The organism is Martelella alba (genome assembly GCF_005217455.1).
Classification (GTDB): domain Bacteria; phylum Pseudomonadota; class Gammaproteobacteria; order Enterobacterales; family Enterobacteriaceae; genus Acerihabitans.
Window position 1 is genome coordinate 80,385 of the sequence record NZ_SZPQ01000016.1, and the last position, 21,822, is coordinate 102,206.

19 protein-coding genes are annotated in these 21,822 nt (G+C 57.6%); 7 read left to right on the forward strand and 12 right to left on the reverse strand.

The genetic code is table 11. The features are described from left to right. Positions 1–37: 37 nt before the first annotated feature. The 3 genes from lplT to FCN80_RS12030 all read right to left on the reverse strand — a co-directional run bounded on the left by lplT (position 38) and on the right by FCN80_RS12030 (position 4,308). Positions 38–1,237, reverse strand: coding sequence for a lysophospholipid transporter LplT (gene lplT / locus FCN80_RS12020; protein WP_230492633.1), 1,200 nt, complete (start codon positions 1,235–1,237; stop codon positions 38–40). Next, entirely contained in the window at positions 1,234–3,390 is a 2,157-nt protein-coding gene (gene aas, locus FCN80_RS12025; protein ID WP_136990402.1) for a bifunctional acyl-ACP--phospholipid O-acyltransferase/long-chain-fatty-acid--ACP ligase, read from the reverse strand. Before aas ends, lplT begins: the two co-directional genes overlap by 4 nt. A 201-nt stretch (positions 3,391–3,591) precedes the next feature. Next, complete coding sequence (locus FCN80_RS12030; RefSeq protein ID WP_136990403.1) at positions 3,592–4,308, reverse strand: GNAT family N-acetyltransferase; 717 nt, start codon at positions 4,306–4,308, stop codon at positions 3,592–3,594. Positions 4,309–4,888: 580 nt separating this feature from the next. Between FCN80_RS12030 and galR the strand changes: the two genes are divergently transcribed. Continuing rightward, a complete protein-coding gene (gene galR, locus FCN80_RS12035) occupies positions 4,889–5,893 on the forward strand; it encodes an HTH-type transcriptional regulator GalR (protein ID WP_136990404.1) in 1,005 nt (334 codons plus the stop codon). Between the two features lie 22 nt (positions 5,894–5,915). Here the strand turns inward: galR and FCN80_RS12040 are convergent, their stop codons facing one another. From FCN80_RS12040 to FCN80_RS12055, 4 genes are all read right to left on the reverse strand, one after another. Continuing rightward, on the reverse strand, positions 5,916–6,683 hold the full coding sequence (locus FCN80_RS12040; protein ID WP_136990405.1) for an FCD domain-containing protein: 768 nt from the start codon (positions 6,681–6,683) through the stop codon (positions 5,916–5,918). 105 nt (positions 6,684–6,788) lie between these two features. Continuing rightward, a complete protein-coding gene (locus FCN80_RS12045) occupies positions 6,789–7,106 on the reverse strand; it encodes a PTS sugar transporter subunit IIB (RefSeq protein ID WP_136990406.1) in 318 nt (105 codons plus the stop codon). A 12-nt stretch (positions 7,107–7,118) separates the two neighbouring features. Further along, on the reverse strand, positions 7,119–8,555 hold the full coding sequence (locus FCN80_RS12050) for a glycoside hydrolase family 1 protein (RefSeq protein WP_136990407.1): 1,437 nt from the start codon (positions 8,553–8,555) through the stop codon (positions 7,119–7,121). Between the two features lie 3 nt (positions 8,556–8,558). Beyond that, a complete protein-coding gene (locus FCN80_RS12055; protein WP_230492634.1) occupies positions 8,559–9,611 on the reverse strand; it encodes a PTS transporter subunit EIIC in 1,053 nt (350 codons plus the stop codon). A 202-nt stretch (positions 9,612–9,813) separates the two neighbouring features. Between FCN80_RS12055 and FCN80_RS12060 the strand changes: the two genes are divergently transcribed. Then, positions 9,814–10,137 (forward strand): PTS lactose/cellobiose transporter subunit IIA, encoded by a 324-nt coding sequence (locus FCN80_RS12060; RefSeq protein ID WP_230492635.1) that lies wholly within the window; start codon positions 9,814–9,816, stop codon positions 10,135–10,137. Positions 10,138–10,223: 86 nt separating this feature from the next. Here FCN80_RS12060 and lysA read toward each other — a convergent pair whose 3' ends face one another. Beyond that, positions 10,224–11,501, reverse strand: coding sequence for a diaminopimelate decarboxylase (gene lysA, locus FCN80_RS12065; protein WP_136990409.1), 1,278 nt, complete (start codon positions 11,499–11,501; stop codon positions 10,224–10,226). Between the two features lie 136 nt (positions 11,502–11,637). Here lysA and FCN80_RS12070 point away from each other — a divergent pair, with 136 nt between their 5' ends. Beyond that, entirely contained in the window at positions 11,638–12,567 is a 930-nt protein-coding gene (locus FCN80_RS12070) for a LysR family transcriptional regulator (RefSeq protein WP_136990410.1), read from the forward strand. 61 nt (positions 12,568–12,628) lie between these two features. Here the strand turns inward: FCN80_RS12070 and FCN80_RS12075 are convergent, their stop codons facing one another. Then, entirely contained in the window at positions 12,629–13,360 is a 732-nt protein-coding gene (locus FCN80_RS12075; RefSeq protein WP_136990411.1) for a tetratricopeptide repeat protein, read from the reverse strand. 954 nt (positions 13,361–14,314) lie between these two features. Here FCN80_RS12075 and FCN80_RS12080 point away from each other — a divergent pair. After that, entirely contained in the window at positions 14,315–15,904 is a 1,590-nt protein-coding gene (locus tag FCN80_RS12080) for a cytochrome P450 family protein (protein WP_136990412.1), read from the forward strand. A 149-nt stretch (positions 15,905–16,053) separates the two neighbouring features. Here the strand turns inward: FCN80_RS12080 and FCN80_RS12085 are convergent, their stop codons facing one another. The 3 genes from FCN80_RS12085 to FCN80_RS12095 all read right to left on the reverse strand — a co-directional run bounded on the left by FCN80_RS12085 (position 16,054) and on the right by FCN80_RS12095 (position 19,255). Next, positions 16,054–17,079 (reverse strand): NAD(P)H-quinone oxidoreductase, encoded by a 1,026-nt coding sequence (locus FCN80_RS12085; RefSeq protein ID WP_230492636.1) that lies wholly within the window; start codon positions 17,077–17,079, stop codon positions 16,054–16,056. Between the two features lie 331 nt (positions 17,080–17,410). Further along, a complete protein-coding gene (locus FCN80_RS12090) occupies positions 17,411–18,196 on the reverse strand; it encodes an SDR family oxidoreductase (RefSeq protein ID WP_136990413.1) in 786 nt (261 codons plus the stop codon). Between the two features lie 156 nt (positions 18,197–18,352). After that, complete coding sequence (locus FCN80_RS12095; protein WP_136990414.1) at positions 18,353–19,255, reverse strand: GntR family transcriptional regulator; 903 nt, start codon at positions 19,253–19,255, stop codon at positions 18,353–18,355. 199 nt (positions 19,256–19,454) lie between these two features. On the opposite strand from FCN80_RS12095, the gene FCN80_RS12100 reads away from it, so the two are divergent. The 3 genes from FCN80_RS12100 to FCN80_RS12110 are packed head-to-tail and all read left to right on the forward strand — an operon-like array spanning position 19,455 to position 21,809. Beyond that, on the forward strand, positions 19,455–20,276 hold the full coding sequence (locus FCN80_RS12100) for an ABC transporter substrate-binding protein (protein WP_136990415.1): 822 nt from the start codon (positions 19,455–19,457) through the stop codon (positions 20,274–20,276). Positions 20,277–20,306: 30 nt separating this feature from the next. Beyond that, positions 20,307–21,029 (forward strand): amino acid ABC transporter permease, encoded by a 723-nt coding sequence (locus tag FCN80_RS12105; RefSeq protein WP_136990416.1) that lies wholly within the window; start codon positions 20,307–20,309, stop codon positions 21,027–21,029. A 9-nt stretch (positions 21,030–21,038) separates the two neighbouring features. Then, positions 21,039–21,809 (forward strand): amino acid ABC transporter ATP-binding protein, encoded by a 771-nt coding sequence (locus tag FCN80_RS12110; RefSeq protein WP_306767874.1) that lies wholly within the window; start codon positions 21,039–21,041, stop codon positions 21,807–21,809. Positions 21,810–21,822 lie beyond the last annotated feature (13 nt).

Consider the following 21,822-nt stretch of genomic DNA (forward strand, 5'->3'; position numbering starts at 1 on the left):
CGGCTAGGCGCCGACGGCGAGGCCAAGGGGCGTCTGGCTAGCGACGGGCGCCGCGCGCCGAAAACCAAAGCAAAGCAATGGCCGCGGAAAACAGGATGCCGAATCCGACCCCCAGGGTCACGGCCGGCGTGCCAAGCCTGACCACCAGGGTATACAGCCCAAGCATGGCCAGCATAGCGATATTTTCGCCGAAATTCTGCACCGCAATGGCATTGCCGGCCCCAATGCTTTGTTTGCCCCGATGCTGCACCAGCGCGTTTAGGGGGACGATGAAAAATCCCCCCAGAACCCCGATGCCGGCAAGCAACAGATAAGACGGGATCAGATGGTGCTGTAGGCTCATTGCCACGACGAATCCGCCCAGGATAATACCGGCCGGCATACAGCGCCGTACCGTCTCCAAGGCAACCAGCTTAGCGGCGGCGGCGGCGCCAAACACAATGCCCACCGCTACCATGGCGTTGAGCAGGGTCGGCGTGGCATTGTCATGGATGTTCAACGCCGCCGGCACCCAGAGCACCAGCAGGAAACGCAATGTCACGCCCGCGCCCCAGAACAGGCTGGTGCCGATAATGGAAAAACGGGTTTGACCATCCCGCCAGAGGGTGCGGCAAGCCCCGTTGAAACCGCCCAGCAATTGCCGCGGACGCCAGGCGCCGTCGATATGCGCCGGCGGCAGCCGCGGAATAAACAGATTCGCCGCCATTGCCGCGCCGTAAGTCAGCGCGCAAGCCCACAACGCCGCCGGCACATGCCAATCGGCCAGCACTCCGCCGGCCACGGATCCGAGCAAGATGGCCGCGGTGGTGGAGGCTTCTATCATACCATTGGCCTTAACCAGCAGACGCCCTTGGGTCAGCTCGCCGAGAATGCCGTATTTGGCGGGAGAATAGGCGGCGGCCCCCACTCCCACCAGGCAATAGCCGACAAAGGGGCCCCATCCGAAACAGATAATCAGCGCCCCGACAAGCTTTAACCCATTGGCGGCCATGAGTACCCGGCCTTTGGGAAAATTATCGGCAAAGCGGCCGACAAAGGGCGCCAGAACAATATATGCGGCCACAAACAACATTTGCAGCACCGGTTGACTCCAGTTGGGATAATGCTGTTGTTTGACCAGCGCCAATGTGGCGAACAAGAGGGCGTTATCGCCGAAAGCGGAAAAAAACTGCGCGATAGCCACCGCCGCCATGGGGCGAGTCAGCAGGCGTTCGGATAAGGCCGTGGGTTGGCTCATGCCTCGGACTCCGTCTCTTGCGCCATTTCCGCCAGCGCGCCGAAATCGGGTTTGCCGCTGCCGAGCAACGGCAACGCGGCCACCACACGGATATCGCGCGGTACGTTGATTTCGGGAATGCCCTCGCGACGGGCCGCCGCCAGTAGTTGGTCACGCGTCAACCCGTTATCGGTGGTGAACAACACCAGTTCCTCTCCCCTGGCGCGATGGGATCTTGCCGTCGCCCCGTGGCTCGCGTTTGGCGAAACCCGGGCCGCCAGCAATTCCACACTTTCCAGCGATACCATCTCGCCGGCCAGTTTGGCGAAACGTTTAACCCGCCCCTGTATAGCGCAGAATCCTTGATTGTCCAGGGTGACGATATCGCCGGTATCATACCAGCCGTCTTCCCGCCTGCCCTTCTCATCCTCGGCGGCCGGCGCCTCCAGTACGCCGGGATGCTCTACCCGTAGATAGCCTTTCATGACATTCGGGCCGCGCAATTGCAGTCGTCCGCCCCGCTGGATGCCCGGCACCGGGATGATTCGGGCCTCCATACCCGGCAGAATTTGTCCCACCGTGTTCGGTTTGGCCGCCAGCGGTACATTGATGGCCACCACCGGCGCGCATTCCGTCACCCCGTAGCCTTCCAAAATGCGGATGCCGAATGTATCCTGCCACAGCGTCCGGGCGCTTTGCGTGAGCTTTTCCGCGCCGGCCACCACGTAACGCAACCGGGCGAAATCATAAGGATGGGCCATGCGGCCGTATTGGGCCAGGAAGGTTGAGGTGCCGAACAGGACGGTGCAATTTTGGTCGTAGACCAATTCCGGGATCATCCGGTAATGGAGCGGGCTGGGATAGAGCAAAACCTTAGCGCCGGTCAACAGCGGCGTGAACAAGCCGACGGTCAGGCCGAAGGCGTGAAACAACGGCAATGCCGACAGAAACTTGTCTCGGGGCGTGAAATCCGCCACCGCGCGGATTTGTTCGATATTGGCCAGAATACTGTCATGGGAATGCACCACGCCTTTCGGCGTGCCTTCGGAGCCGGACGTAAACAGTATGATGGCGTCGCCTTGGGCCTGTTGCGGCGCCTCGGCGCGATAAGGCGTTAGCAGGTGGCGCAAAACCCAGGCTTTGTCCGCCAGGGTCAGGCTGTCTCTCACATCCTCCAGATACACCCAGCGCGCCCGCACAACCTGTTCCGGCAAAAAGGCAAGTTTGGCCCGTTCAATAAATTGCCGGGAACTGACGATAGTCTTTATTCCGGCGGCGTCAATGGCATGGTTAATTCCGCTGGCGCCGGCGGTATAGTTCAGCATGGCCGGCACACGCCCCCGCAGGCCGGCGCCGAAGATGACCGCCGCCGTGATGGCGGCATTGGGCAACAAAATCCCCAGGCGCTCCCCCGGGTTGCTGAAGCGTTCGAGAATACGGCTGACGCCGAGGGTTTTCTTGATAAGTCCCCGATAACTGTCCGGCGAAAATGCAATGTCCTCCAGGCACGGCTTGCCGAAACCGTAGCGGCCCGCCGCCGACAGCAAAGCCCGGTACAAGGTAGGATGGGGACGGGAAGCCATGCGCGCTTCCATCATAATGCGCAACAATCGCTCGCCCGCTATCCGGCGGCGGTCCCGGCCGCGGGGCGCCTCGGGCATGGGCAGGCTGACCGGCGTTTGCACATGGAGGGTAATTTTGGGAAACCAATGCCGCTTGATAACGCCGCCCATCCGACTGAAGGGGGTCAGTTCCGGCCCATCGAGCCAGATGGGCACCACCGTCGCGCCGGAACGGCAGGCGACAAAGGCGGCGCCGTCATAAACTTTCATCAACGCGCCGGTGACGGTTATCCGCCCTTCCGGGAAAACCACGATCGGCCGGCCGGCGCTGACCTGCCGGATAAGTTTTTTGATACTGACCGGTTTGGCGGGCTCCAGCGGCAGGATGTCGACATAGTGTTTGACGATGGGCATAAACCAGGCATTGATGAGGGTCGAATAAACGGCGAAAACCGGTTTGACCGGTAAGAAAACCGCCAGCAGGATGCCATCAAGGAAAGAAACATGATTAGGGGTGATCATCACTTTGGCTTGGTGCAATATCCGGGTATCGCCGATGACCTCAACGCGATAAAGCAGCCGGAATAACCAGCGCAGCAGGGAAAAAAGCATGCCGTCTCCTTGTGTCGTTATTGTGGCTGGCATATCGGCGCCTGGGCCGCTCGTCAGACTTCCCCCAACAGTCTAGGCGGTATCCCGCCATTATTCACGGCGACCGCCGCGGCGGTCACCCGGCAACACGGGGCATGCGGCAAAGAAAGAATCCATGCCCGGCGCGGATACCCCCACCCCTCATGGCCGAGCGGGGCAAGATTAAGAGGCGGTGCGCGCCGCCATGAATTCGGCCAGCGGCCGCTTCTGCTCGCCACGGTCAGTGAAATTGTCCGCCGCGAGCCAGCCGCGCAATGCCTGGCCAATGGCCGGCCACTCCCCGTCGATAATGGAAAACCAGCAGGTATCGCGATTATGCCCTTTGACGACCACCGCCTGCCGGAACGTGCCTTCATAGCTAAATCCCATGCGCTCGGCCGCGCGTACCGACGCCCGGTTCAGGCTATGGCATTTCCATTCGCAACGGCGATAGCCCAGGCTATCGAAGGTATAAGCCAGTAGCAGGTACAACGCTTCAGTACCGCATACGGAACGTTTCATCAAAGGCGACCAATTTACCCAGCCGATTTCCTGTACGCCGTTATCCGGATCGATTCGCATCAGCGCCACCGAGCCCACCGCCGAACCGGTAGCCAGATCGATGACCGCATAATGTAATGGATCGTCGCTGGCCGCGTTGGCGGCGATGAGCGCATCGCATTCGGCAGGGGTGCCGGGACGGCGCCGCGAGAAATATGTCCAATCGCGATCATCGCCGATACTGTGCCAGGCCTGGAACAACGCCGGACCATGCGCCGGCGCCAGCGGTTCCAGACGGCAAAAGCGGCCTGTCAGCTCCCGCCGTTGAGGGCGTTCCCTGGCTCGCCAATGGGGCAAGGCGTCTCCCAGGGGTTGATCATAAGCGTTGTGGATAGGCATTGTTCAGCTCCCCTTGACAATAGGAAAAGCGAGATTCGCAATTGTCGCATATTAACACACTGTTTTAAAAAGAAAAATAGGTATGGATTTCTTTTATGCGGCAACGGGGCCAGGGGTTGCCCGCCGATAAGAAATAGGCTGGACAAGGGGCGGTATAACGGGCGAATATATCGGCTAGGGAATTTAGGCAAAAAAAAACCTACGCATCCGCGTAGGTTGGTGCAATTGAAATGGTTTCAGCATGCAAGATATGCTGATTTCTCACCAATCAATACCTCTGGGAATACCTACTCTAATGGCCGGTAACGGAATAAACTACCGTTCAATCGAAAGATTGATGCTCGAAATGAAACCAACTGTAAAATTTGGCTCAGGATTATATCTCCCTACCGCCGGGCCGCGGGCAAGCCTGGGAAAATCCGCGGATGCCGGCCCGGAAACAGACACTGCGTTGTCCATCTCGCGGACTGCCAAAGCGCGGCCGTTGGCCCCTCGAGCCGCCGCCTAATGCCTTGCATCAGAGGGGCTTTTCCGTAAAACTGAATCACGTAGATTAAGAAATTGAGAGCCTGAAAGCGATATGGCCACCATAAAGGATGTAGCGAAACTGGCCGGCGTTTCCGTCGCCACCGTTTCGCGGGTTATCAACAATTCGCCCAAAGCCAGCGACGGCTCGCGTCAGGCGGTTCTGAACGCCATGGAAGAGCTGCAATATCATCCCAATGCCAATGCCCGCGCCCTGGCGCAGCAATCCACCGAAACCCTGGGATTGATCGTGGCGGATGTATCGGATCCGTTTTTCGGCGCCATGGTGAAAGCGGTGGAACAAATTGCCTATCAGACCGGCAATTTTCTATTGATAGGCAACGGCTACCACATCGTCGAAAAAGAACGCCAGGCTATCGAACAATTGATTCGTCACCGCTGCGCCGCGCTGGTCGTCCACGCCCAAATGATCCCGGAAGAGGAACTCACCGCCCTGATGGCGCATATTCCAGGCATGGTGCTGATCAACCGGATTTTACCGGCGTTCGACAACCGCTGCGTGGCGCTGGACGACCGCTATGGCGCCTGGCTGGCCACTCGTCACTTGATTCAGCAGGGGCATCAGCGTATCGCGTTTATCTGTTCCTGCCACCCCATTTCCGACAGCACCGATCGTTTGCAGGGCTATCTCGACGCCCTGACCGATCACCATATTGAAATCGATGAAAAATTGATTGCCTACGGCGAGCCGGATGCGGTGGGCGGCGAACAGGCCATTACCGATCTGCTCGGACGCGGCCGCAACTTTACCGCCATCGCCTGCTATAACGATTCCATGGCGGCCGGCGCCATGGCGGTGCTAAGCGATAACGGCATTGATGTGCCGGAACAGATGTCGCTGGTGGGGTTCGATGACGTGCTCATCTCCCGCTATTTGCGTCCACGGCTGACTACCATACGTTATCCGGTGGTGGCCATGGCCACTCAGGCGGCGCAGTTGGCGCTGGCGCTGGCCAAGGGCGAACCTTTGCCGGAAGTCACCAACACCTTCAATCCGACCCTGGTTCGGCGCCATTCAGTGGCGCCCCCGGCGGATTGACGCCTTGCCAGGGCCGGCGTGGTTACACCAATTTTCCCTGAAAGATGGGCACTGACTCGAAGAGATAGCCGTCAAATTCCGGTGCGTCGGCATCGGAAATCTCCATCAGGGTATTTTTCATGTTTTCCATATGTTGCCACATGCACTGGTACGACCCCATCACATCCCGTCGGCGCAAAGCCACCAGAATATTCTGGTGATCCGCCAGCCATCTCAGCCGCAGAGATCGGGTTTCGATGTGGCTGTACAGGCCTTGCCAGAGCGCGCTTGATTCCTGCCGGCTCCAGATGGACCTGACCGTATCCAGCAGCATCTGGTTTTGGGTGGCGCCGGCGATTAGTTCATGGAAAAGTTTATCATTGGCGACGCTGCGTTCGTTGGTAACGATATCGCGCTGTTCCTGCTCCAGCGACCGGCGCATGTTTTCGATATCCATCTTGGTGGCCATCTTGGCGGCAAAGGCGGCGATATTGCTTTCCAGTAGCTGACGCGCCTGGAGCAACTCGAACGGCCCCACATCGCTGTCGTCATAACCGGCATCCTCCTGCGCCTCGTTGCCCGGCGGACGCACGACATAGACGCCGGAACCCTGGCGGATATCCACCACCCCTTCCAGTTCCAGCATCAGCAGGGCTTCGCGGATAATGGTGCGGCTGACCCCGTAGCTTTCGGCGATATTGCGCTCCGGGGGCAAACGGCTATTGACCGGATAATGCCCGGCCTGGATCTTCTGGCGGATATCGCGGCCAATCTCCTGATACTGTTTTTTTTCCTGCAAAATCACGCCCATGTCCCCTTACATTTACCCCGTTCCGGCCAAAGATTCTTGTGCTGCCCCCTTCCTTCATCCGGCGGCCGGATGGCCTGACCGGATGTCTCGCCGCCCACGTCGTTGTCAGTGTAACAAACTCAACGCCTGATCGAGGACTTTGGCGCCGTTTAAAGTACCATAAGCCACCGAATCGATCACCGCGATGGGGACGCGGTGTTCGTCCGCCAGGACTTTATCGGCCGCCAATTTGAAACGGACCTGCGGTCCCAGTAGCACCGCCACGATATCCTTGCCATGGTGTTGCAACTCCTCCCGCAAACCTTGTTCCGCGATGGCGTAGATGTGATATTCAAGCCCGCGGGCAGCCGCCTCCTTGGTCATTTTGGTCACGACCAGCGATGTGGACATACCGGCGGAACAGGCCAGGACTATGCGTTTCATTTCCAGTTCTCCTTATTTGTCTTCGTCGTCCAGCGTCAGTGTCAACACCCGGCTTTCGCTTAATTGACGAAACCAGGCGGCCGATTTTTTCGGCCGGCGGCGCAATTGTCGCTGTAAGTCGATTTCAATTAGCCCATAACGGTTCTTGAAGGCGTTCATCGGCGATACGTTATCGGTAAAGGCCCACAGCATATAGCCCTGGCAACGCGCGCCCTCTTCCCGCGCCTTTAGAGCCCAGTAGAGGTGTTCGGCGATGAAAGCGATACGGTAATCATCCTGGATTTGCCCGTCGGGATTTTTGAAGGCCGCCTCGTTTTCAATGCCAATGCCGTTTTCAGCGATAAACCAGGGGGTATTCGGATAATCACGCCGCATGCGCGCCGCCATGTCATAAACGATCCGTGGGTGGATCTCCCAGCCGCGCGAGGTATTCATCCGCCGGCCGGGCAGCTCGAACGGCTCGTAATAACGGGCGGGATGGAATGGGGTTTCAGCGTTCCACTGCCGGCTGGGTGCTTTAACCCGGTGCGGATAATAAAGATTAAGCCCCACCTCATGCACCGGGTATCGCCGAATCAGATCCCGCTCCCCGGGCGTGGCCTCCCAGCGCACCCCATGTTTATTCAACAACTCCAGCAATTCCGCGGGATAGTCGCCAAGCAGCAGCGGGTCAAGGAATATCCGATTATAAAACAGATCATAAAGGCGGGCCGCTTCCTGGTCATGGCGGGCGCTGGAGCGCGGATAGGTGACCTCGGGATTGAGAATGACGCCGAGCGTTCCGCCGGCGCGGCGATAACCCTGCCGTTCAAACAGTTCGACCAATCGCGCGGTGGACAAAATCTTATTATGGTTCCACTGCATCCATTTGTGGGTATTTTGCTCGTAGGGGTAACGCACGGCATCCAGATAGACACGGGTTTGCACCACGATAGGTTCATTAAAGGAAAACCAGCGCTTCACTTTGCCGGCATAGCGGGCGAACACTTTTTCCGCATAGCGCACGAACAGTTCTACCACATCCTTGGACTGCCATCCGCCATATTTTTGCAATAAAATAGCCGGTAATTCATAGTGTTCCAGACAAATCATCGGCTCAATACCCTGACCGAGCAGTGCGTCCAGTAATCGGTCGATATAAGTGGCGTATTCTTCATCGACAATCACCTGTTCGTAATCCAACAAAAAACGCGACCAGTTGATCGAAGTGCGAAAATGGGTAAGCCCGGCCGCTTTCATCAACGCCACATCCTCGGGATAGCGGTGAATAAAATCGGTGGCGACCGCCGGACCATAGCCGTTGTGCCACACCGACCGATCTTCCTTGTACCACAGATCCAGGTAGGAATTCTGGCCCGGCTTTTTGCCGGCCCACCCCTCGGTTTGCCAAGCGGAGGCCGCGGCCCCCAGGATAAAGTCGCCAGGTATGGCGATGGAAATTTCGCTCATTTATCACCTCGTGCGCGATGGACGGCGCTGCTTTACATAGGATGGCGGAATACGGCTTACATGCCGCCCGCGGCGGCTTCGGTTCTTTCGGCGGCTATCTGCGCCTGGTCGGCCCGACGGGACGCGATTACGAACGAAGGACAGATAGATGAGGAACGAAACCAGAATACACAGGATTTGGGTAAACACCGCGCCCATGGAACCGGCGGTAGACAGCCAGGCATTGATAATGGGCGGCGTGGTCCAGGGCACCATAACCACCGCTTTGCCGGCGAATCCCATGGTGGTGGCGAAGTAGCCGATGGTGCCGGTAACCAGCGGCGTCAGGATAAAGGAAACCGCCAAAATGGGATTTAGCATAATCGGCATACCGAATATGACCGGCTCGTTGATATTGAATACCGATGGCCCAAGGGAAAGCTTGGCGATTTCCTTCATTTCACGGCGCCGGAACACGAAGCCGAAGGTGGCCAGCAGCACGACGGTGATAATGGCCGGTATCAGCGCCATAAAGGAGGCCGAAACATTCGGCGGCACGCTGTCGGGCATCTTGATGCTGAACTTATCCACCTTCTCCAGGCGTGAATAAATCTCCACCGATAAGATAGCAATAAACATACCGAGAAACAGACTTTTGGTATCGGAAAATTGCCGGGCGAGGATGTCTTTAACCAGCATCATCCGATCGCCGACCATCATGTCCAGGGTGGTGGGCGTCACGGCGATAAAACAAATTATCGCCAGCAATCCGGGGAAGAGCGAATGCGAACCATTAAGCCGACCCAGCTCGATGCCGATAAGAAATACCGCGCCGATGGTGAGAAAATTCAGCGTGGCGTAATTGATGCTGGTCATGATGGGCTTCAGCGCGGCCAGCGGCGCAAAAAATGAAAAGCTGGCCAGCCCGGTGACGGGATCGAGAACCATATTGGAGATCAAAACGGCAAACGCGCCGACGATGATCACCGGCATCAATGTGATAAATGCCGCCTTTATCGCCATGAAATATCTTAAGCTGTTGAAATGGTTCGCGAAATAACCCAGTGCATCAATCATGCGATCCTTGAATGACATAACGATACCCCATGGTGAGTAATGTGTGCTTGGGCTGACGCCAGTCAAGGCGGCAACGATTTACGTTTTTGGCATACCAAAAATTAATGAAATTGCACTATTTTTCTGTGACGTTGTTCGCACAAGAGAATATTGGAATTCCAATAAGATAAAATCTCTTATTTTGGCATACCAATGAGGCGATATGATGAACGACGACGCTGAACAGACGGTAATGGAGCTATTGATTCATGCCGGCGATGCCCGCTCCGGCGCCATGGGCGCCATTGCGTCGGCACGAAACCGGCGCTGGCGCGAAGCTGAAACGCAGATGGAAGAATCCAGGCAGGCGGCGAGGCGCGCCCATGCGATCCAGACCCGCTTGATAGGGCTGGATGAGGGCAGTGGTAAGATACCGGTTAATCTGATTTTGGCCCATGCCCAGGATCATCTGATGACCACCATGCTCTGTCAGGATATGGCCCAGGAGTTCATATGGCTGCATCGCCGTTTGGCGGAGCTGGAATAAAGCGCGGCACGATTACGGTCCGCCGCCAAGGCGGCGGGGATAGGGGCCGTGGTCCGGGCGCCGCATGATACGCGCCCGGACCACGGTCAAATCAGTGGCGAGGGGATCTGCTCCAGGGCCAGTAATTCCGCCATTGTCTGACGGCGGCGGATAAGGCGCGGTCGCCCTTGCTCGAACAGAATTTCCGGCAGTAGCGGACGGCTGTTGTAGTTCGACGACATTGACGCCCCATAGGCGCCGGTATCATGGAAGACCAGATAATCGCCGACCCGCGCCGCGGGAAGCGGGCGCGGCGCCATGTCGCCGCCGGCCGTCTGGGTGAAAACGTCGCCGGATTCGCAAAGCGGGCCGGCGACCACCGTGTCGATGCGGCCTTGCGGCTCGCCGGCGGCGGGATCGGCCGGGATGACCGAAATCTGGTGATAGCTGCCGTACAGGGCCGGACGCATCAAATCATTGAAACCGGCGTCCACCAGCACAAAATGCCGGCTACCCATCTCCTTCACCGCCCTAACCTGCGCCACCAGTACGCCGGCCTCGGCCGCCAGGAACCGTCCCGGTTCGATTTCCAGCGTGACCGGATGACCGAGATGGCGGCTGATCTGCCGGCGGGCGGCATCCCACAAGCCAAAATAATGCGCGGTGTCAATGGCATCCTCCCCCGCGCGATACGGTATCGACAAGCCGCCGCCGGCGGAAATGGCCTGCACATCCTGTCCGGTTTCGACGACCAGCCGCGCCATGGCCTCGCACACCAGCCGCAAATGCCCATAGTCCACCCCGGAACCAATGTGCATATGAAAACCTATCAGTTTCAAACCATAGCGCCGCACCCGTTCCAGCGCCAGCGGCAAATCGCCATGCCAGATACCGTGTTTGCTGTTTTCGCCGCCGGTATTGGTTTTTTGGCTATGGCCATGGCCGAAACCGGGATTGATCCTGAGCCACACGCGGTGGCCCGGCGACCGCTCGCCCAGCTGATCCAGCATATCCACCGAACCGGCATTGACTGGAATCGACAATTCACTCACCCGCCGCAACGTGGGCTCATCGAACACATCGGCGGTAAAGACGATATCACTCGGCGAGTGTCCCGGCTGGAAGCCGGCCGCCAGAGCCCGCTCAATTTCACCGAGCGATACCGAATCCACCTTGACGCCATGTTCGCGCATCAGGCGTAGAACATGGATATTGGAACAGGCCTTCTGCGCGAAACGGATCACATCGAACTGGCGCAACTGCTGGATGCGCCGGAGGAAAATTTCGGCCTCATACGCCCAGAATGGCCCATCGGTCCGCTGCGCCAGGGCACGCAGATTTTCTGCGTTAAGGGCGCTGTCAGTGGCAAAGAGAGTGTGGGGCATGGCTTCCTCGTTAGAGATAAACGGCGTTAAGGTTCTCTGCCAATGATTATCGATTAATCCAACCTGTGCGATAAAATATCTATATAGGCGAAGTCTATTCATCTATGATATGGCTTTATTTCTGCGGAGCCTGCGCATGGCCGGCATTTCCCTGCGACATATCGATATTTTTCATGCGGTAATGACCACCGGCAACCTGACCGAAGCGGCGGCTTTGCTGCACACTTCCCAACCCACCGTCAGCCGGGAGCTGGCGCGTTTTGAGCATTTGCTGCAACTGACCCTGTTCGAACGGGTCAAAGGACGCTTGAAACCCACGGGCGAGGGTCTGCGGTTGTTTGAGGAGGTACAGCGCGCTTATTACGGACTGGATCGGATACTGAGCGCGGCGCGCGACATCCGTCAATACCGACAAACGCCATTGTCGGTGGTTTGTCTGCCGGTATTTTCCCAATCCCTGCTGCCCCAGGTGTGCCGGCGTTTCTTTACGGCCTATCCCGCCGTCACTCTGCGCGTGGCGCCGCAGGAATCCCCGCTGCTGGAGGAATGGCTGTCCGCCCAGCGCTATGATCTGGGCCTGACGGAAAATACCTTCACGCCGGCGGGCACCGAACGGCAGACCTTGATGACGCTGGATGAGGTGTGCGTGTTGCCCCCCGGCCATCCGTTATGCGCCAAAGACATGCTCGTCCCGGAGGATTTCCACGCGCTGCCCTTTATCAGCCTGTCAGCAACCGACGGCTACCGGCAACTGCTGGATCGGCTGTTCGCGCAGCGGGATATCACGCGGAACCTGGCGGTGGAGACCCATAGCGCCGCCGCGGTGTGCGCCATGGTACGCGCCGGCGTCGGACTGTCTGTGGTCAATCCGCTGACCGCCCTGGATTACGCGGCCAACGGCGTGGTCGTCAAACCCTTTAGCGTCAAGGTACCGTTTACGGTCAGTCTGATACGTCCCCGGCATCGACCGGCTTCCTCGCTGGTGGAGTTGTTTATCGACCGGTTGCGCGAGGTCGCCGACGAGGTGCCCGCCGCGCTGGCCGCGGCAGGCGGCGCGCGGCCATGATACCGTCCGGTCGGCTATTATCGCCAAGGCAATCATCCCCGCGACAAGAACAGACAGGACATCAATAAAGGGAAACGCGCTGGAAGGCGCCGTCCGCGTGGACATTCATGCCGAATCCGCAATCGCCCGACACGGTGTTGAGTTGCAATGCGTCGGGCGTGAAAGCCATATTCACCCGACATGCCGAATTGCCGTGTCCCGCGCGTTGGCTGTACACCGCTTTTCCGTCGTCAATGGCCCCCACCACCGAAAACTGGCCCATATTCGGGCCATAATACATACCCATGGCCGGCATATAGTAACCGTTAAAGGTTATTTTCCATTCATCGCCATCGGGCAGCACCGTCACGGTACTCCAGACGCCCTGGCCGGCATAGCGCCAGTAAACGCCCATGGGCGTGGCGGCCAAGGCCGGCTGTAGCCTGTCCAGCACGGGCTGGATCAAGGCTTCATTCGTTCGGGTTTGGGCATCACCGGCGGCCAGGCTGAGCCAGGCTTTGGCCTGTAGCGGTTCCCGGGAGCGGATAAGCGCCAGGGCGACGTTATTATAGGCTGTGTGCAAGGCTTTTGTCGGCAACCGGCAGAATTCGCTCCAGCCCACTTGAGCCGTGTATTCATCCACGGCATGGGCCATATCCCCCTGTTGATAGGCGGCGTAGCCCGCCCGCGCGTACTGGCTAATTTTTGCACAATCGGTCTTTATCTGTTGTTCATCGTTTGATGCCGCCCGGCCGGAAGCGGCATACAACGCAACAACCAGGCCCCACGGCCACGTCTTGCTAGTCCGGTACATAGGTCTTCCTTCGAACCGCCATGTTGCCGGCAATAGACAGTCGCCCCGGAGGCATAGCCGCCAAGGCCCCTGTGCTTGCCGCATCGCTGCATCTGGAATGGTTTTGAGTATGAATGCTCATCAATTGTGAAGATCACCGTTCTGCATCAATAATGAAGCGCCGGCGCGAATAAGTAAAGCCGCAGTGACGGCAATAAGGCACACTAAAGCTTTCGGCGCGGCAAACAATGTCAATGGCCGCCATCCGGGTCCGTGCCGTGGTCATCGTGTCGCCACGAGGAAACAAAGATAATAATTTTTAATACAAAATACACAGTCCATTTTTTTTAATATTAATATTTTTATATTTTATCTTTTTTTATTTTCAATTTCTTTAACCAATAAACGCCAAAGAATTTAATCTAAAATTAATATTCTTATTCAACTGAATTCAAATCGCAGGCAGGTGTGAGGTTTAACGCCAATTTTTTATAATTAACCATTGACTTAATGAGTGACAATATATATAAAAATTGGCAATACACTTAGCTTGCCCGTTGCGCCGGGCATTATTTATCTTCAGTTCGGTAAAATTAATCAATACGCTAATTATGTCGAGTTGCGACGCGCGGCAAACGAGTGCAGACACCAAAAAAGGCAACACGAAGTAAGAAGAGTATATATATTCTAAATCATTCAGGTTACATCGCGGCGGCAAGGGGTGGCAAATTCGTCGGGAACGAATTTGAACCGCCAGTGGCGGGCCTTCGGCGAGAGACAGGATGTCTCTCATTTTTTTCTCGGGAGCAGGGTTGACCATGCGACGGGAATGAGCGAATGCCGCCAGCAAAGCGGCAATCTGAAGTATGGCGAGTATAGGGGATTATTCCGGCGGGAAAGATCGTTTTTTTAGTATATGCCCACCCATCTGATAGTGGAATAAACAGAGAATAACGTTTTCTGAGGAATGCCAATATGAAGAGACGTACATTTTTGAAAGGTGCCGCGGCATTAGGATTAACGACGGGGGCGGCGTCGGCAGGCGCGATCGCCGCTGATAAAAATGCCGCCATGGCGCACCAGCAAGCCTTGCCGGATGAGATCGCCACGGCACTGGCGCGTTTTCGTAAAACAATTCCCGCAAATTTTGAAAAGACTTACGTTGAAAATGTGGTGGTGCCTTTCTTTCTCACCAGCTTTTACGAGGGCGAAAGACCGATGCTGCCGCTAATCGATCTGAATTTCAGCAAGGAAAACGCCCTGCCCTATGATCTCTGGGGCCTCATTTACGCCAATTGGCGGCCCTCGCCGGAAGAAGGCAGTACGGTATTTTTGCAGGGACTGGAAAAACGCGGAGAAAACAATCTGCGCAAGCGCATTTACTTTACGGCGGTCACTCCCGACCTCTACCAGTCCATGTACAGCGGCAAAGTCACGGCGTTTTTCGATCAACTGCTGGATCCTAAGTTCGCCGGCAAACCCTTCATGCGCCATTATCTTGATTACTACTTCGATGTTTACTGGGATCTGCATTTGGGCGTAAAGGGCGACGCCATTCCAGCGCAGGTTCGCGAAATCGGCGAGGCCTTCAATACCGTGCTGGCCTACCGCAACCCGTTGCAACCCATTGTCCACGAAAATTATATGATGGTACGCAGCCGGCTGGACTACCTTAAGAAATGGATTGATGAGCGACTTGAGGATATCAGTAGCGGCCGCACCCCCGATCCAGAGAAAACCATGGCCTGGTACTGGCTGAAAAATGCCGGCGACGGTAGCCATTTCAGTAAACAGGATGTGGTTTTTGAATGCTTCCATAATTTTGTGGCCTTAAGCCAATGGGGCAATTCGCTGTTTGGCATCATGACGCGTCTTTGCGAGAATGATGGCGATCAGAGCGTTCGCGACAGCTTCCACAAGACCATGAGCGGCGATTTCGATAATGCCAATGGCGCGGCCTATACGCCGCTGGAGCTGTTCGTGATGGAGCTGTTCCGGACCATCTCGCCTAACGGCGGCAGCGTATCATCCATCAAGGACGCCCGAAACACCTTTTATGGTGAATCGCCCCATCGCCGTATCGGCCTGTCTTTCGAACGCAATAGCTATATCAGCACGCCGCACACCAGCACCAGCCATAGCCGGGAATTATGGCAAGATCCCGATGTGTTCAATCCCGAACGCTATTTGCAGGTTCCCACCAGCGCGCAGGTGGATGAGGAGAAATGCCGGCAGATAGGTCTGGCCCGTTGTCCGTTCGATATCACCTCTTTCAAGGTCAAAGACGGACGGAATGTGGATATCACCAATAGCGGGTTTGGCACCGTGTTCAGCGCGGCGGACGGCAAAGCCAAGCCGGTATGCGATTTCGCCGGATTCGCGCCTTTTGGCTTCAGCTATCGTCGCTGTCCGGGGGAACAGTTAACCATCAGTGTGTTCGAAGATTTCCTGCGCAAGGTGTGGCGTGAGAAAATCGTCTTTCGCAAATTGGCGCTGGCCAGGGCCGGAAGGGTGCCGGTCGGTCCCAATGCGGTGGTCGACGACAATATCGGTTTTGGCCGTTGAGCCGCGGAACGCTTTCACGCCAGGCGAAAGCGGCATAACCGGGCGGCGTCCCCGCCCGGTTATAATGCCAACCCGCGATGTCCATTGCCATCGAAGCGTGGCCGTCGCGCCGACGTCCCGCCCGGTCCGTCAGGAGGCGGCCGGGTCTGTCACGCCCCCTGCCCACGGTCATTCACCAACAACACAATCTTGCCGATATGGCGGCCGGCTTCCATCAAGGCATGGGCGTCACAGGCGCGTTGCAGCGGAAAGGTACTATCGATTTGGGGCCGGATGCGCCCTTCATCCAGCAGCGGCCAGACCTTTTCCCGCAATTCGTCGGCAATGATCGCTTTTTCAGCCACCGAACGCGGACGCAGCGTACTGCCGGTATGGGTCAATCGCTTGCTCAGCAATGGCGCCAGGTTCAGTTCCTTCACCGCCCCGCGCTGTAGACCGATTTGCAAGATACGGCCGTTGACCGCCGCTGCCGCATAATTACGCTGGACATAATCGCCGCCCAGCAGATCCACGATAACATCCGCCCCGTGTCCCTCCGTCAGGCGCTTAGTCTCGGCGACAAAATCCTGTTCACGGTAATTGATGGCCGCATCGGCGCCGAGCGCCAGCGCCGCGGCGCATTTTTCCGGCGAGCCCGCCGTGGCCAGCACCGTTGCGCCAAAAGCCTTGGCCAGCATTATCGATACCGTGCCGATACCGGAGGTGCCGCCATGCACCAACAGGGTTTCGCCCGCCTGCAGTTTTCCACGCTGAAAAACATTGGTCCAGACGGTAAAAAACGTTTCCGGCAAAGCCGCCGCCTCCGTCAGGGAAAACCCGCGCGGCACCGGCAGCGCGTTGCTTTGGTGCACCACGCCATATTCAGCGTAACCGCCGCCGGCAACAAGGGCGCAAACGGTATCGCCCACAGCGTAACGGCTGACGCCATCGCCCACCGCGACCACTTCTCCGGCGATTTCCAAACCGGGAATCAGCGATGCGCCGGGCGGAGGCGGATAAGATCCGGCCCGCTGCAGCACGTCGGGGCGGTTGACGCCGGCGGCGGCGATCTTGAGCAGCAGGTATTCCGGTCCAGGCCGCGGAACCGGCGTTTCAATGATCACTAACTGCTCCGGCCCGCCGGGCTGGCGGATATCGATGGCCTGCATTGTCTTGGGAATAGCGGCTGTCGTCATATTTATCATCCTGTGGCGTAAAATTATCCCCTGAAGAATTCAGGTTGCGCCGCGGCGGCAAGCGGGCGCCCAGGGGCGCATCGCCGGCTGGGCGAACGCGGTCATTCACGCGGCAACCTGAAATGTCATGCCTCCCCAAACCTCTCGTCGACTCCGTGACACGTTGTGCGAACGTAGCCAACAAAGAGGCACCGTGAAGTATGACGAGTATAAGCGATAATAACCCTGGCCGAAGTGTCAACAAAGAGCACAAGTTCGCCGGAACACGGCTTTTTGCGATTTGCGCCGGGAATTTCACCGGCGCCGGTCCGACGCCGATGATCACACCGTCTTAACAGGCGGGAATCAGGCCGCCATCCACTCTCAGCACCGAGCCGGTGATGTAGGCGGCCTGTCGACTGGCGAGAAACGCCACGGCCGCGCCATATTCATGCGGGCAGCCATAACGGCCGGCCGGGATAGTCGCCAGGCTGTTGTCCCGCGCCTGTTCCGGGGTGATGTGTTCCCGGGCGGCGCGGGCGGCGTCCAATTGACCGACCCTGGCGGTGGCGATGCGCCCCGGCACCACCACGTTGACGGTAATGCCATCCCGGGCCACTTCGCCGGCCAATGTTTTAGACCAGCCCACCAACGCCATGCGCAAGGTATTGGAAAGGGCCAGATTGGGGATGGGCGCAACCACCCCGGAAGACGTGCTGGTAATGATCCGACCCCATCCGGCCCGGCGCATATCCGGCAAGACGCTATCGGTCAATTGGATAAGCGATCCGACCATCTTATCGAACTGCTCACGCCAGGCGCCCGGTTCGACGCCGCTGGCTTTGCTGGGCGGCGGACCGCCGGAATTGTTGACCAGAATTTCCACCGGGCCGAGTTCGCCGCGAATTCGGGCCAATGTCCCATCGAAATCCTGCGGATGGGCAAGATCCAATGCAAAGGCTGCCGCCTTGCCCCCGGCCTGGGTGATAAGGCCAACGGTGTCGGCCAGGGTCGCCGGCGTGCGGCCGGCCACCGCCACCGCCGCGCCTTCCGCCGCCAACGACTGGGCGATGGCCCGGCCAAGACCGCCACCGGCGCCCACCACTAACGCGACTTTTCCGTTAATTGCAAAGTCCATAACCTCTCCATCAATAGTGTTACCCTACCGGCGTAAACCGGTATTCGCCTGGCGGCGATGCAATCCCGCCGCCGATACTGAGTCTCGCCGTCCCTTGGCGGGGCGGCATACATTATCCCGATGGCAACTGCTCTCACCGCTTGTGCGGCGGCCTGTTCAACGCCGACTTTTCGCCACCTTATCCGCCACCATGTCATAGGCCGATTGCAGATGGCGGCGCATCTGCTCCGCCGCCGACGCCATCTCGCCGCGGCTTACCGCATCCAGGATAGCCACATGTTCCTCACACCATTCCCGCACCCGCTGCTTGTTCGCGTAACTGCCGAATTCCAGCAGACGACGCAGCCGGTTTTGCTGCTGGATGGCTTGCAACACGAAAATATTGCCGCTGCCTTCGGCCAGCATTTCATGAAAACTCGCGTCGGTTTCAAAAATCACCCGCGGCTCCACCGTGGTAATGTCCGGATGAGAGATCAAAAACAGATGCTGCAACCGCAGCCGTTTCATGGCGCGCTTATCCGCTCTGAAGCCTGACGTTAGCAGATTGGCCGGTTCCACCATCAAACGGAAACCGTAGCCGTTGCGCAAAGCGACATCGGTATTTAATGTCGGTTGGAAACGCCAGCCGTGTCCCTGGTTGCGGGCAATCAGGCCGTCCTCGGACAGGCGCAGCAATGCGCGCGCCAGGATCCCGCGATCGGCATCGTAACGCAGGGTCAGTTCGGTCTGGGTGACCGACTCGGGCAGAATGCCGGCGATCCGATCCTTGACCAACTGCTCATACAATTCCTGATCGCTGCTGGAAGGCACGTCAATCTTGACACGCTGTAACTCCGCATAAGGCTTGATCAAGAAAAAACCCTGATTGCGTCTGGCTTCGAGAATGCCCAGACGGGTCAGTAAGTTCAGTCCGGAACGCACCGGCGTACGCGACACGCCGATGGCGTCGGCCAACTGTTGTTCCCGCAAATGATGACCTGGCTCAAATCTTGCTTCACATATCAGGTCAAGGATTTGATTGGCCAGACGCCGGCTAGTGGCGGTAGACCGCTGCTCCATAGGAATGAACGCCCCGATGAATGTATTTGTTGACTTATAATATACAATATTCGCGTCGGGGGAACATCAAAGAATTGGTGGGTGTTGTTGCTCTGTTATAGTGCATAATCGCACTGCAAGCGAGCAAAGAAATGTACTTATAATTGTATTAATTGACTCATAAAGAGCAATCTAATCAAACTGACAATCGGAGCCTGTTATGACCCTCAAGACGTTGAAACGCCATAGCGCCCTGTTCTCCCTGGCGTTGGCCTGCCTGGGCGCGGCCGCCCCGAGCCAAGCCGCTCAGCCGGCGCTGATAGAGTCCGGCCACCTCACTTACGGTACCGCGGCGACCTTTATGCCGTTCGAGTTCATGAAAAATAACCGGATAAGCGGGTTCGATATCGATCTTATCACCGCCATAGGTCATACGCTTTCGCTGACGCCCGTGGCCATGCCCATGGAATTCAAAGGATTGATACCGGCATTGCAGGGCAAACGCATCGATATCATCAACTCCGCCATGTACATCAACGCGACCCGCGCCGAGCAAGTGGATTTTGTGCCTTACCTGCGTATTGGCAGTCGGGTGGTGGTGCGTAAAGGCAATCCGGAACACATTACCGGCCGGGATCATTCGCTGTGCGGCAAAAATATCGCCGTGACGCTGGGCGGTATCGAAGAAAGCCAGGCGCGCGTGGACGACAAGCATTGCCGGGATGCCGGTCTGAAAGGCATCAATGTCATGACCTTCCCGGCCGCCACCGATTCCGCCGTGGCGGTAGCGCAAGGCCGGGCGGACGCTGAATTCCTTTCCACTCCGGGCGCGGTGGCGTTGCTTTCCGAAAAAGGCGATGTGTTCGAGACCGCCGGCGGGGAATTCGAGTCGGACACCCAGATAGGCTTCGCAGTACGCAAGGGCGATAGCGCCATGAAGCATCTGTTGGAGACGGGGCTGCATCAGGTGGTACAGGATGGCACTTACCAACAGCTTATTGAGAAGTGGCGATTTCCCGCTTCGGTGGCGATGTTCAAATGATGCCCGCGCGGCCTGTAAAGAGGAAGCACGATGTCTCTTGATCTTGTCTGGCAATACCTGTGCTCGCCGGCTTTTTTCCAGGGCGCCGTCATGACCCTGATGCTAACGGTCTGTTCGCTGTTTTTCGGCGTCATCATGGGCCTGGTGCTGGCGCTGCTACAGGAATCGCGCTTTCGCGCCGGCCCGGCGCTGGCCTTTGTCTATCTTTGGCTATTTCGCGGCACGCCGGTGTTGTTCCAGATCATCTTTGTCTATAACGTCCTGCCGACATTCGGACTGCGTTTTTCCGCCTTTACCTGCGCGGTGCTCGCATTATCGCTTAACGAAGGCGCCTATATGGCCGAGATCCTGCGCTCCGGCTTGCAGGCGGTAAGAAGCGGCCAGCGTACCGCCGGCATGGCGCTGGGTATGACCAACAGCCAAATCATGCGCAAGGTGGTATTACCGCAGGCGGCGCGCATTGTCCTGCCGCCGATGGGCAATCAAATGATCAGCATGCTGAAATCCAGCGCCCTGGTGTCGGTTATCGCTGTTCAGGAATTGCTGCTGATAGCCAATCAAACCGCCAGCGCCAGCTTCCGCTATTTCGAGGCATTGTGCGCCGCCGGGATTTATTACCTGGCGCTGACCAGTCTGTTCATGCTGTTTCAGGCTTGGCTTGAGCGGACGCTGGATCCTAAAAAACGCCGTAAACCGGCGGCATCCCTGGTTGAACGCTTGATTCGCGCCGGCCGGCAGCCGGCCGTGCGCTAAGGAACCGCCATGCTATCTTCCCCAACCCGTACACTTATGGAAAGCACCCGGCCTATGCTGGAAATTATCGGCATCGAAAAATATTTCGGCCGCAATCACATTCTCAAGAATTGTTCCATCAACGTACACAAAGGCGAAACGGTCGTGCTGATCGGCCCCTCCGGTTCCGGTAAATCCACGTTGCTGCGCTGCGTCAATCTGCTTGAGCCGGTGGACGGCGGCGCCATTTTTTTTCAGGATCAGGAGATCACCGCCGCCAATGTGGCGCCGCACCGTATCCGCCAGGAAATCGGCATGGTATTCCAGAACTACGAGCTGTTTTCCCACCTCTCGGTGGCGGAAAACATCATGCTCGCGCCGGTAACCGTTCTGGGTATGAGCCCGGCGGATGCGCACGACATTGCGCTGGAACTGCTCGGCAAAGTCCGGATCCCGGATAAGGCCGACGCCTTCCCCGACGAGCTGTCCGGCGGCCAGCAGCAACGGGTCGCCATTGCCCGCGCCCTGGCCATGAAACCCAAACTGATGCTCTATGACGAACCGACTTCGGCTCTGGACCCCGAGATGATCCGCGAGGTACTGGACGTGATGACCGATCTGAGCGCCGAAGGCATGACCAGCATCGTGGTCACCCACGAAATGGGATTTGCCAAGCGGGCCGCCAATCGGATCGTGTTTATGGAGCAAGGCGAAATCATCGAAAACGCCGCCGGCCAGGATTTCTTCGGCGGTGATGTCAGTGAACGCGCCCAGCGTTTTCTGGATCAGATTCTACATTGAAAGAGGCCCTATC